We start from the raw sequence: 12,143 nt of genomic DNA on the forward strand, positions 1-12,143 counted from the left end.
ACCATATCATTTCGATCATGCTTTCGAGAGGTATGCGCCATGTCAGACCATCCTGCCTATGCCGGCTCCAGCGTCATCCCCTGCCTGCGCTACCGCGACGCGCCGCGCGCCATCGACTGGCTGTGCAGCGTATTCGGCTTTGTCCGCCACCTGGTGGTCGAGGGCGAAAACGGCGCCATCGCTCACGCGCAGCTGAACAGCGGCAGCGGCATGATCATGCTCGGCTCGGTCAGCAATGAAGGCGCCTACGGCAAGCTGCTGGTGCAGCCGGAAGACATCGGCGGCGCCCAGACGCAAACGACTTACCTGGTGGTGGCCGATGCCGATGCCGTCTACGGCCGCGTACTGGAAGCGGGCGCGGCGATCGTGATCGACATCGTCGACGAGGAATACGGCGGGCGCGGCTTCACCTGCCGCGACCTCGAAGGCCACATCTGGAGCATCGGTACCTACGACCCCTGGCAGCAATAAACCCCAAGGAGAGACCATGGCACGCCCAATGCACTTCGAAATCCAGGCGTCGAATCCGCCTGTGCTGATGGATTTTTATTCCCAACTGTTCGGCTGGACCTTCAACAAATGGGAAGCCGGAGAGTACTGGATGATTCACACCGGGCCGGACGACCAGCCGGGCATCAACGGCGGCCTGCTGCCGCGCCAGGGACCGCCGCCGGTCGACATGGCGGCGGTGAATGCCTCTGTTCTCACCATCATCGTCGACGACCTCGATGCGACGCTGGCGAAGCTGGGCAGCATCGGCGGCGGCGCCAAGGTGGCAGTGCCGAAGATGGCGGTGCCGTCGATCGGCTGGCTGGCCTACATCAAGGACCCGGACGGCAATTTCTTCGGCATGATGCAGCCGGACACCCGCGCCGCCTGAACCCGACCGGACGACAAACATGAACACTGACGAACAGGCTATACGCGAATCGATCGGCACCTGGATGCATGCCACGCGCGACGGCGATGTCGAGGCGGTGCTCGACCTGATGACACAAGACGTGGTGTTTCAGGTGCCGGGGCAGCCGCCGATGCAAGGACGCGAGGCGTTCGAACTGAGCCTGCGCGGCGTGCTGGCCAACCATGCGATCGAGTCTTCCAGCGAGATCGAGGAGATCGTCGTGGCGGGCGACTTCGCCTATTCGCGCACCCGACTGTCGGTGACGATCATTTCGAAGCACGGCAAGCTGCCGATGGCGCGCGCCGGCAGCACGCTGTCGATCTGGCGCAGATGCGAGGACGGCAAGTGGCGCCTGTCGCGCGACGCCAACCTGCTCGGCGCGCCCGGCTAGCTTAGCGCCTCGACCAGCGCGCGGTCGGCAACCTGGACGGGCCGGATGCGGATGGTGTCGCGGTACAGCGGCGGCATCGCCGCGCACAGCGCGCTGAGCGCCGCTTCGTCAATGCGCGGCAGCACGTACTGGAACTGCGCCGGATTGGTCGCCGGCAGCGGCCCTTCCATCGTCGAGCCGTAGGCACCCAGGTCCATGACGCTGTGGGCGCCGGCGCCCGGTCCGCGCGCGAACACGAAGGTGCCCTGCTTCGGATGGGCCAGGAAGCGCCGCACCAAATCGCGCATGTCCGCGTCGGCGCCCAGCATCAGCTGGTAGCGCAGCTGGGCGTACTGGCGGGTGCATTCCATGAACGCGGTGCAGATCGCCGATTGCGCGCGCCGCCCCGGCACGCACAGCAGCAGGTTGCCGAAGCCGTCGAGCAGCGCGGCGGCATCGCCGTCGCCGCCCTGGCGCCGGTCCTTTTCCATCGCCGCCAGCAGGAACGGCGCCAGGCCGGCGTCGGGTGCGTGCGGCGCGCAGCGGTAGGACAAGGCTTGCGGATACAGCGACTTGAGTTTGCGGACGATCAGGTCGCTGCCCGCCAGCGTGGCCAGATCGCGCAACTGCTCCTGCGCCAGGTCGCTGGTGAGGAAGGCCTGCACCTTGTCGGAAGTCGCCTCCAGCGCCAGCGAGCACAGGGCCTGGGTCGGCTCGGCGATGGTCTTGCCGATGAACAGAGAGCGCGGCGGCGCGCCGGTGGCCTCGCGCGCGTAGCCGGAGGTGCCCAGCACGGCGGGATAGAAGAAGCTGGCGACGGCCTGCGCGCGCAGGGGTTCGGGCAGCGACAGGAAGGCGCCGCTGCGGTCGTAATTGACGCCGGCCTTCGGGTCGTTGGCAGCCACCACCACGTTGAAACCGGCGGCCAGGATGGCGCCGGCGCACATCGCGCATGGGTCGAGCGAGGTGACGAGGGTGATGTCGTGCGGCGCCGGCAGGTCGCGGCCCCTGGCGCGCTCGGCGAAATACCAGTCGATCAGCTGGCGCTCGCCGTGCGCGGTGGGGTCGAAGATGAGTTCATCGCGCACCACGTTGTTGGGCAGCGACTTGAGCACGTTGCCGTGCTGGTCGAGCAGCACGCCGCCGACGCCGAAGGTTCCCTGCGACTTGGCGGCGATGGCTTCGGCGGCGGCGATTGCCACCGCGGCCTGCACGTCGATCGTTTTCTTCAACTTACTTCTTCAGGTCCCAGCCGCCAAACGCGTTGGGCAGCTGGCCGGCGGCGGTGGTCTCGAGCATGTCGCCCTTGAGATTGGTGAGGATCACCGGCAGGTCGTTGCCGCCCAATTCGAGCACCACCTGGCGGCAGGCGCCGCACGGCGCGATCGGGCCGTCGGTCGAGCCGATGACGGCCAGCGCGGCAAAGTCGCCCGGCTTGTAGCCGTGCGCGATGGCGCTGAAAAAGGCGGTGCGCTCGGCGCAGTTGCACAAGCCGTAGGATGCGTTTTCGATGTTACAGCCGCGGAAGACGCGGCCGTCCTTGCATTGCAGGGCGGCGCCGACCTGGAAGTTCGAGTACGGCACGTAGGCCAGTTCGCGCGCGGCGCGCGCTTCGTCGATCAGTTTTTCGTAGTTCATGCTGTTCTCTTTACGGACGAATGGTGCGATAGGTGACCGGGTTCGGCGCAGCCGCTGCGGCGCCGATCTGGTAGGCGGCCTGCACTTCGCGGATCGCCTGCTGCGCGGCCGCTTCGGTGCGCGCGTGGACCATCGCCAGCGGCTGGCCGACGGCGACCTGCGCGCCCAGTTCGACCATGCCGGCCAGGCCGACGGCGAAGTCGATGGCGTCTTCCGGACGACGGCGTCCGCCGCCCAGGCTGACCACGGCCAGGCCGAGCGAGCGGCAATCGGTGGCGGTGGCGAAACCGGCCTGCAGCGCCGGCGCCGGCACGATGATCGGCGCCTGCTCCAGGTAGGCGTCGGGACGCTCGAGCAGGTCGGCCGGGCCGCCCAGCGCCGTGACCATGCGGGCGAAGCGTTCGGCCGCTTCACCGGAGTCGAGGCCTGCCTGCAGCTTGGCGCGCGCTTCGGTGTCGGTGGTAGCCAGGCCGCCGAGGATCAGCATTTCGGCGCACAGCGCCATCGTCACTTCGTGCAAGCGCGCCGGGCGCGAACGGCCGGCCAGGTAGTCCATCGCCAGGCGCACTTCGAGCGCGTTGCCGGCGACCGGGCCGAGCGACTCGTTCATGTCGGTCAGGATGGCGGAGGTGCGGGTGCCGGCGCCGTTACCGACGGCGACGATGCTTTCGGCCAGTTCGACCGACTTGTCGAAGCTCGGCATGAAGGCGCCGCTGCCGACCTTGACGTCCATGACGAGCGCGTCGAGCCCTGCCGACAGCTTCTTCGACAGGATCGAGCCGGTGATCATGGCGACCGATTCGACCGTGGCGGTGGTGTCGCGGATGCTGTAGAAGCGCTTGTCGGCGGGCGCGAGTTCAGCGGTCTGGCCGATGATGGCGACGCCGACTTCACGCACCACCTTGCGAAACAGCGCCGGGTCGGGCACGGTGCAGTAGCCGGGGATCGAATCGAACTTGTCGAGCGTGCCGCCGGTGTGGCCAAGGCCGCGGCCGGAAATCATCGGCACGAAGCCGCCGCACGCGGCGATCATGGGTCCGAGCATCAGCGAGACGACGTCGCCGACGCCGCCGGTGGAGTGCTTGTCGACGACCGGACCGGGCAGGTCGAGCGAGCGCCATTCCATGACCTGGCCCGAATCGCGCATCGCCAGCGTGAAGGCGACGCGTTCGTCCATCGTCATGTCCTTGAAGTAGACGGCCATCGCGAGCGCGGCGATCTGGCCTTCGGTGGTGCCGCCGGTGGTGATGCCGGCGACGAAAAACTGGATCTCCGCTGCGCTCAAGGCTTCGCCGTTGCGCTTCTTGCGGATGATTTCCTGGTTCAAAAACATATGCTGCCTTTTTTAGAAACGTCATTCCCGCGGAGGCGGGAATCCATACTTCGCTTGCGGAGCGCAGGTGCTATGGATTCCCGCCTGCGCGGGAGTAACGGTTTTGCGGGTGCGGGTTCTTATCAAACGCCGTATGGGATCCAGACGTTTTTGACCTGGCTGGCGTGAGCCAGCACGGCGCGGCCACCGGCCTGTTTCGTGTCGTACCAGTCGCGGCCCTTGCCGCCGCCAACCCAGGTGCGCTTGAGCGAGCCGGCCGACAGGCGCTCGACTTCGGCGCAGCCCTCGGCCGAACCGTCGTGGCGCCATACCGCGTCGACGTCCGAGTGCGACGCCAGCGTGCGCGCCAGCTCGTCGGCGCTGCCGGTGACGATGTTGAGCGCGCCGCCCGGCAGGTCGGAAGTGTCGAGCACCTGGTACAGATCGGTCGCGGCCAGCGGATACGCTTCCGACGGCACCGCGATGACGCGGTTACCCAGCGCCAGCGCCGGCGCCACCAGCGAGATGAAGCCGAGCAGCGGCGACTCGTTCGGGCAGATGATGCCGATCACGCCAACCGGCTCGTTAAGCGCGACGGTGATGCCGTGCATCGGCGGCTGGTGCGCCAGGCCGTCGTACTTGTCGGCCCAGGCGGCGTAGTAGAACAGGCGCTCGATCGAGGCCTGCACTTCCTTCTCGGGATTCTTCGCGCCGGTCATCGCTGCCAGGCGGGCGGCGAATTCGTCGGCGCGGATGGCCAGGTTTTCGGCGATGTAGTACAGCACCTGCGCGCGGTTGTGCGCGGTGGCCTTGGCCCAGCCGGACGCCTTGTGCGCCGCTTCGACGGCGTTGCGGATGTCCTTGCGGTTGCCTTCGCCAACGTCGCCGAGGAAAGCGCCGCCGGCGCCGTTGATGGCGCGGCTGTAGGCGCCGTCAGGGCGGGCTTGCTTGCCACCGATGTACAGCTTGGCGGTGCGGTCGATGCCGAACACGCTGCCCGATTCAGACGAACTGACTTTGCCCTTCGCTTCGACGACAGGCAGCGCCGGACGCGCGTCTTCCGACAGCGCCGTCATGTACTCGTACATGCCTTCCTTGCCGCCTTCGCGTCCGAAGCCGGACTCGCGGTAGCCGCCGAAGCCGCAGGCAGCATCGAACTGATTGGCGGTATTGATCCATACGACGCCGGCCTTGATCTGCGGCGCGATATCGAGAGCCAGGCTGATCGACTCGGACCACACGCAGGCGGCCAGGCCGTAGACGGTGTTGTTGGCCAGCTGGACTGCTTCGGCCGGCGTGCGGAAACTCATGGCGACCAGCACCGGTCCGAAGATCTCGGCTTGCGCGACGGCGGCCGAGGTGGAGGCGCCGGTGATCAGGGTCGGCAGGAACCACGAGCCGGTGGCCGGCAATTCGCAGTTCGGCTGCCAGATGGTGCAGCCTTCTGCACGCGCCGATTCGACCAGGCCGTGGATGCGCTGCTGCTGCACCGGATCGACCAGTGCGCCGACGTCCATCGACTTGTCGAGCGGGGAACCGAGGCGCAGGTTTTCCATGCGCGCGCGGACCTTGGCGAGGAAGCGCTCCTCGACCGATTCCTGGATCAGCAGGCGCGAACCGGCGCAGCAGACCTGGCCCTGGTTGAACCAGATCGAATCGACCAGGCCTTCGACGGCGGCATCGAGATCGGCGTCTTCGAACACGATGAACGGCGACTTGCCGCCCAATTCGAGCGACAGCTTCTTGCCGGTGCCGGCGGTGGCCTTGCGGATCAGGCGCCCTACTTCGGTCGAGCCGGTAAAGGCGATCTTGTCGATGCCGGCATGGTTGACGATCGCTTCGCCGACACGGCCGTCGCCGGTGACGATGTTGACGACGCCGGGCGGTACGCCAGCCTGCTGGCAGATCTCGGCAAACAGCAATGCGGACAGCGAGGTGAATTCGGCCGGCTTGAAGACGACGGTGTTACCGGCGGCGAGCGCCGGGGCGATTTTCCAGGCCAGCATCAGCAGCGGGAAGTTCCAGGGGACGATCTGACCCACCACGCCGACGGCGCGGTAGTCGGCGAATTCTTCCGACTGCAGCTGGGCCCAGCCGGCGTGATGGTAGAAGTGGCGCGCGGCCAGCGGCAGGTCGGCGTCGCGCGTTTCGCGGATCGTCTTGCCGTTGTCGAGCGTCTCGATGACGGCGAACAGGCGCGCGTGGCGCTGCAGCAGGCGCGCCAGCGCGTACATCACGCGCGCGCGGCCATGGCCGCCCATCGCGACCCAGCCCGGCTGGGCGCGGCGCGCCGCAGCCACGGCGCGGTCGATGTCGTCGCTACCGGCCTGCGTCAGCTGCGCGAGCTCCTTGCCGTCGGCAGGATTGGTCGAGGCGAAGGTGTCGGATGCCGGCGTCCACGCATTGTCGATGAACAGGCCGAAACGGCGCTCGTGGCCATCGAGCCACGCTTGCGCTTCTTTGGTGCTTTCGGGGGCTGGGCCGTAATCCATGGTGGTGAGAATCTCGTTAATAGTTGGCATGACGAATCCGATGACTTTTTATGGTTGCGCGTGGCGGTGGTTCGCCGAGTAATTGCCGGTGACGTAGTGTTCGAGCTGGCGTTCGATGTCGGTCAGCAGGCTCGATGCGCCGATGCGGAACAGGTGCGGCTCGAGCCATTCGCGGCCGAGTTCTTCCTTCATCAGCGACAGGTACTGCAGCGCGCTCTTGGCCGAACTGACGCCGCCGGCCGGCTTGAAACCGACCTGAAAGCCCGTCTGCTGGTGGTATTCGCGGATCGCGCGCACCATCGTCAGCGCGACCGGGATGGTGGCGTTGACGCCTTCCTTGCCGGTCGAGGTCTTGATGAAGTCGGAGCCGGCCATCATGCATACCCACGACGCCTTGGCGACGTTTTCCAGCGTGGTCAGGTCGCCGGTGGCGAGAATCGCCTTGACGTGGGCGTCGCCGCAGGCCTGGCGGTAGGCGACCATCTCGTCGTACAGCGCCTGCCAGTTACCGTTGAGGACATGCTGGCGGGTGATGACGATGTCGATCTCGGTGGCGCCGGCGGCGACCGACAGTTCGATCTCGCGCACCTTGGTTTCCATGCTGGCCAGGCCCGCCGGGAACGCGGTCGATACCGCCGCGATCGGCAGGCGGCCTTGCAGGATTTTGCCGGCCGGGGCGATCATCTCGTGGTACACGCAGACGGCGCCGGTCGACAGCGTGGTCAGGCCGAGAGCTTCCATCAGGTCCGAGCGCAGCGGGCGCATCGCCTTCATGCACAGGCGCTCGACGCGGCCTGGCGTATCGTCGCCGCCGAGGGTGGTCAGGTCGATGCACTTGATCGCCTGGACCAGCCACGCGGCCTGGTACTCCTTCTTTACCGTGCGGCGGTTCGCCAGGCTGGCGGCGCGGCGGTCGGCGGCGTTGCGGTTGACCTTGATCTGGTTGACCCAGCCCAGATCGAGGCCGGAGGCTTCATTGCGTTTGAATGCGGTAGGTTGGGTCATAGCAGAGGTGTTCCGTTGGAGAGAGGTTTGACGCCCAGGTGTTTGGCCAGGGTGGCGCCGATGTCGGAGAACGTGTCGGAGATCGGCAGCGCGCGCGGCGCCACGCCGGGACCGAAGAAGATCATCGGGATGTGTTCGCGCGTGTGATCCGACCCCGGCCAGCTCGGGTCGCAACCATGATCGGCGGTGATCACAACCAGGTCGCCCTCCTTCAGTTTGACCATGAATTCGGGCAGGCGTTCATCGAGTTGGTGCAGCGCGTTGGCGTAGCCGGCGATGTCGCGGCGGTGGCCGAAGGCCTGGTCGAAGTCGACGAAGTTGACGAACGTGAGGGACTTGTCGCCCGCTTCTTCTTCGACCTTGAGCAGCGCGTCGAACAGCGCCATGTTGTCGACGCCCTTGACGACGCGCGAGACGCCCTGGGTGGCGAAGATGTCGCTGATTTTTCCGAGGGCGATCACCTCGCCGCCCGCATCCTTGACGTGGTCGAGCAGGGTCGCGCTTGGCGGCGGCACGGCGTAGTCGTGGCGGTTGCTGGTGCGGCGGTAGTTGCCGTTCTCGCCGAGGAAAGGACGCGCAATCACGCGGCCGATGTTGTATGGCTTGACCAGTTCGAACGCCGCCTCGCACATCGCGTACAGGCGCTCGAGGCCGAAGTGCTCTTCGTGGGCGGCGATCTGCATCACCGAGTCGCCCGACGTGTAGAGGATCACCTTGCCGGTGGCGACATGCTCGTCGCCGTGCTTGTTGATGATTTCGGTGCCCGACGCGTGGCAGTTGCCGAGGAAACCAGGCACGCCGGTGAGTTCCTGCAGCTTGTCGGTGACCGCGGCCGGAATCGACGGCACGTCGCGCGGGAAGTAGCCCCAGTCGAACAGCACCGGCACGCCGGCGATTTCCCAGTGGCCGCTTTGGGTGTCCTTGCCGGTCGACTGCTCGCGCGCGGCGCCGTAGGCGCCGGTGAAGCCGTCGCGCATTGCGAAACCAGGCGCCCACTCGCCGCTGGCGTCGTGTGCGGCGGCGGCGAGGCCGAGGCGCTCGAGGTTCGGGAGCGACATCGGCTTGCCGCTATCGGCGGCCCAGCTGGCGATGTGGCCGAAGGTGTTGGCGCCGGTGTCGCCGAAGGCTGCCGCATCAGGCGCAGCGCCGAGGCCGAAGGAATCAAGCAAAAGGATGAATGCGCGTGACATGGTGTTGGCTCGTTTGAAAAGGTGTGTGGACTCAGGCTTTCGCGCGGGGGGTGGCGGCGACGCCTTCGAGAAAGGCGAGGATCAGCTTGACCAGGTCCTTGGCGCCAATGGCGGCGTACTTCAATGTCTGCTCGTGCGACAGCGCAAACGGCGACATGCCTTCGGCCAGGTTGGTGATGACCGATACGCCGGTGACCTTCAGGCCGCAATGGCGCGCTGAGATCACTTCCGGCACCACCGACATGCCGACGACGTCGGCGCCGAGCTTGGCCATCATGCGGATTTCGGCGGCGGTTTCAAAGTTCGGGCCCGGGTAGGCGACGAACACGCCTTCGTGCAGCGTGATGCCGTTGGCGGCCGCGGTGTCCAATACCTGCTTGCGGATGTCGCTGTCATAGGCGTTGGCCATGCTGAAGAAGCGCGGACCGAAACGATCGTCGTTCGGGCCGATCATCGGGGTACCCGGCAGCAGGTTGATATGGTCGGTCAGCGCGACCAGGCTGCCGGCATCGACGTCAGGACGCAGCGAGCCGGCTGCATTGGTCACGAACAGCATCTCGCAGCCGAGCAGCTTGAGGGTGCGCACGGCGGACGTCATCACGCCCATGCCGTAACCTTCGTAGAAGTGGCCGCGGCCCTTCATGCACACCACTTCGACACCGGCCAGGGTGCCCAGTACCAGTTCGCCGGCGTGGCCGTGCACAGTGCTGATCGGGAAGCCTGGCAGTTCGTCGAAGCCGATCGACACCGCGCCGGTCATCTGCTCGGCCAACACGCCCAGGCCGGAACCGAGGATCAGCGCCACGCGGGGCGCAAAACCTGGCTTGCGTGCGCGGATCAGGTCGGCGGCTTCGAATGGCGTGTTATTGGACATGCGGGTTTCCTTGTTCGGTGAGGATGAGGTGAAATCTGGGGCAAAACGGCCGGGAGCGCGTTCGGAGGCGAACCGGGCGGCCTAGTATTATAACTATGCATCAATCGGGATATGTATTGCAAATACCCATTTTCTTCCTTATTTATATTAAGATCGTATAAATTGAATCGTTGTTGAGCATGCCTGGCTCTTCAGGGCGCAAGAGCGAAGTACAGCGACCGATTGACAGCGAATGAACAAGTGTTTACTCTTTCAGACAATTGTTTGTTAATGGCGAAAATGTGAACGATCTGCCCAAGAAAGATCAGTTGTACGAACTGATTCGTGCAAACCCCTTCATCTCCCAGCAGGAGCTGGCCGATCAGTTGCGCCTGTCGCGTTCAGCCGTGGCCGGACACATCGCCAGCCTGATCCGCGATCGGCGCCTGCTCGGGCGCGCGTACGTGCTGCCAGGCGCGCGCCCGATCGCCTGCATCGGCGCGGCCAACATCGACCGCAAGCTGCGCCCGGAGGCGCCGCTGGTGATGGGCACGTCGAATCCGGCGCGCCAGCACGAATCGTTCGGCGGCGTGGCACGCAATATCGCCGAGAACCTGGCGCGCCTTGGCGCACCGGTGAGCCTGACGACGGCAATTGGCGACGATGCGTCCGGACGCGCGCTGCTGGCCGATGCCGAGGCGGCCGGCATCGACACCGGCGGCGCCGTGAAAGTGGCCAGCGCTTGCAGCGGCACCTACACCGCGGTGCTCGATGCAGCCGGCGAAATGGTCGTCGCGCTGGCCGACATGGCCCTGTACGACGTGCTGACGCCGGCCCTGATGGCCAGCCGGCGGCGCGCTGCCGCGGCGTTGACGGTGGCTGACCTGAACCTGCCGGCCGACACGGTGGCGGCCTTGCTGGCCGAGGCGCGCGTCGACGGCGCCACGCTGGTGCTGGTGGCGGTGTCGCAGCCAAAGATGGCGCGCCTGCCGCAAGACCTGCACGGCCTGCGCCTGCTGATCCTCAACGAAGGCGAACTGGCCGCGCGCGCCGGCGCCCCGGTCGACAGCGAAGGTGCGCTGGCCGCCGCCTGCGCGGCGCTGCAGGCGCAGGGAGCGCGCGACGTCATCGTCACGCGTGGCGGTGGGGGTGTGTGCTTCACCAGCGGCGGCAGCGTCAGGCACCTGGCTGCCGCGCCGGCGCACATCGTCGACGTCACCGGCGCCGGCGACGCTTTCGCCGCGGCCGTTTGCTGGTCGCTGTTCCAGGGCGATGATGACCTTGAACTGGCGTGCCGGCGTGGCCTGAAGCTGTCGGCCATGACGCTCGCGTGCGACCAGACGGTCTGCCCTACCCTCGACGCCGACAGCCTGCTCGACGTCGGCGCGGCCGACGCGCCGCAACCATTTAACGCTCTTTACCAGGAATGACCATGCAGCAGTTTCTCTTGTTCTCGCCAGAAGTGGCCGCCGCGCGCGCGGCCGGCACCCCGGTCGTCGCGCTCGAATCGACGATCATCTCGCACGGCATGCCGTACCCGCAGAACGTGACGATGGCGCGCGAAGTCGAGCAGATCATCCGCGACGCCGGCGCCGTGCCGGCAACCATCGCGATCATGGACGGCAAGATCTGCATCGGCTTGTCCGACGAGCAGCTCGAGCTGCTGGGCACTTCGCCCGACGCGATGAAGGTGAGCCGGCGCGACCTGCCGTTCGTCGTCGCGCAGAAGCGCCTCGGCGCGACCACGGTGGCGGCGACGATGATCTGCGCGCAGCTGGCCGGCATTGCGGTATTCGTCACCGGCGGCATCGGCGGCGTGCACCGCGGCGCCGAGACCAGCTTCGACATTTCGGCCGACCTGCAGGAACTGGCGCAGACCAACGTGGCGGTGGTGTGCGCCGGGGTCAAGTCGATCCTCGACATCGGCCTGACGCTCGAATACCTGGAGACGCACGGCGTGCCGGTGATCGGCGTCGGCCAGGCGGGCTTCCCGGCGTTCTTCACGCGCGAGAGCGGTTTCAATGCCGACTTCCAGCTCGACAGCCCGCTGGAGCAGGCGGCGTTCATTCACACCAAATGGGCGCTCGGCTTGCGCGGCGGCGTGGTGGTGAGTAATCCGGTGCCGGCCGAAGCGGCGATGCAAAAAGAAGAGATCGACCGCATCACCTCCCAGGCGCTGGCGGAAGCGCACCAGCGCGGCGTGACCGGCAAGTCGGTGACGCCGTTCCTGTTAGGTCGCATCAAGGAGCTGACCTGCGGCCGCAGCCTGGCCACCAACATCGCGCTGGTCAAGCACAATGCGGTGGTGGGCGCGCGGCTGGCGCTGGCATTGCACGATTTTCCCGGCACCCAGCCGGTCTGACCTGAACCGCTAGAAAAGGG

At 66.6% G+C, this 12,143-nt stretch carries 12 protein-coding genes; 5 read left to right on the top strand and 7 right to left on the bottom strand.

Annotation, left to right across the window (positions count from 1 at the left end; genetic code table 11):
• Positions 1-39: 39 nt before the first annotated feature.
• The 3 genes from CR105_RS08725 to CR105_RS08735 are packed head-to-tail and all read left to right on the top strand — an operon-like array spanning position 40 to position 1,292.
• Positions 40-471, top strand: coding sequence for a VOC family protein (locus tag CR105_RS08725; RefSeq protein WP_099788051.1), 432 nt, complete (start codon positions 40-42; stop codon positions 469-471).
• Between the two features lie 16 nt (positions 472-487).
• The gene (locus tag CR105_RS08730) at positions 488-880 is read left to right on the top strand and encodes a VOC family protein (protein ID WP_099788052.1); all 393 of its coding nucleotides are present in this window, start codon (positions 488-490) and stop codon (positions 878-880) included.
• 19 nt (positions 881-899) lie between these two features.
• On the top strand, positions 900-1,292 hold the full coding sequence (locus CR105_RS08735; protein WP_099788053.1) for a YybH family protein: 393 nt from the start codon (positions 900-902) through the stop codon (positions 1,290-1,292).
• On the opposite strand, the gene CR105_RS08740 is transcribed toward CR105_RS08735, so the two are convergent.
• From CR105_RS08740 to xapA, 7 genes are all read right to left on the bottom strand, one after another.
• Complete coding sequence (locus tag CR105_RS08740; RefSeq protein WP_099788054.1) at positions 1,289-2,503, bottom strand: nucleoside deaminase; 1,215 nt, start codon at positions 2,501-2,503, stop codon at positions 1,289-1,291. The two genes, CR105_RS08735 and CR105_RS08740, sit on opposite strands and share 4 nt — an antisense overlap.
• Before the next feature lies 1 nt (position 2,504).
• Complete coding sequence (locus tag CR105_RS08745) at positions 2,505-2,909, bottom strand: cytidine deaminase (RefSeq protein WP_099788055.1); 405 nt, start codon at positions 2,907-2,909, stop codon at positions 2,505-2,507.
• Positions 2,910-2,919: 10 nt separating this feature from the next.
• On the bottom strand, positions 2,920-4,242 hold the full coding sequence (gene deoA / locus CR105_RS08750; RefSeq protein WP_099788056.1) for a thymidine phosphorylase: 1,323 nt from the start codon (positions 4,240-4,242) through the stop codon (positions 2,920-2,922).
• A gap of 122 nt (positions 4,243-4,364) precedes the next feature.
• Positions 4,365-6,743, bottom strand: a complete 2,379-nt coding sequence (locus tag CR105_RS08755) for an aldehyde dehydrogenase family protein (RefSeq protein WP_370660678.1) — start codon at positions 6,741-6,743, stop codon at positions 4,365-4,367.
• A gap of 18 nt (positions 6,744-6,761) precedes the next feature.
• A complete protein-coding gene (deoC, locus tag CR105_RS08760; protein WP_099788058.1) occupies positions 6,762-7,718 on the bottom strand; it encodes a deoxyribose-phosphate aldolase in 957 nt (318 codons plus the stop codon).
• The gene (locus tag CR105_RS08765; protein ID WP_099788059.1) at positions 7,715-8,908 is read right to left on the bottom strand and encodes a phosphopentomutase; all 1,194 of its coding nucleotides are present in this window, start codon (positions 8,906-8,908) and stop codon (positions 7,715-7,717) included. The genes deoC and CR105_RS08765 overlap by 4 nt, the downstream gene beginning before the upstream one ends.
• Positions 8,909-8,939: 31 nt before the next feature.
• Positions 8,940-9,782 carry a xanthosine phosphorylase gene (gene xapA, locus CR105_RS08770; protein WP_099788060.1) on the bottom strand — a complete coding sequence of 281 codons (843 nt, stop codon included), beginning with the start codon at positions 9,780-9,782 and terminating at the stop codon, positions 8,940-8,942.
• Between the two features lie 281 nt (positions 9,783-10,063).
• On the opposite strand from xapA, the gene CR105_RS08775 reads away from it, so the two are divergent.
• Positions 10,064-11,191 carry a carbohydrate kinase gene (locus tag CR105_RS08775; RefSeq protein ID WP_099788327.1) on the top strand — a complete coding sequence of 376 codons (1,128 nt, stop codon included), beginning with the start codon at positions 10,064-10,066 and terminating at the stop codon, positions 11,189-11,191.
• Positions 11,192-11,193: 2 nt separating this feature from the next.
• A complete protein-coding gene (locus tag CR105_RS08780; protein ID WP_099788328.1) occupies positions 11,194-12,123 on the top strand; it encodes a pseudouridine-5'-phosphate glycosidase in 930 nt (309 codons plus the stop codon).
• Positions 12,124-12,143: the final 20 nt, after the last annotated feature.

Origin of the sequence: Massilia eurypsychrophila (assembly GCF_002760655.1) — a bacterium.
Classification (GTDB): domain Bacteria; phylum Pseudomonadota; class Gammaproteobacteria; order Burkholderiales; family Burkholderiaceae_D; genus JAFCUW01.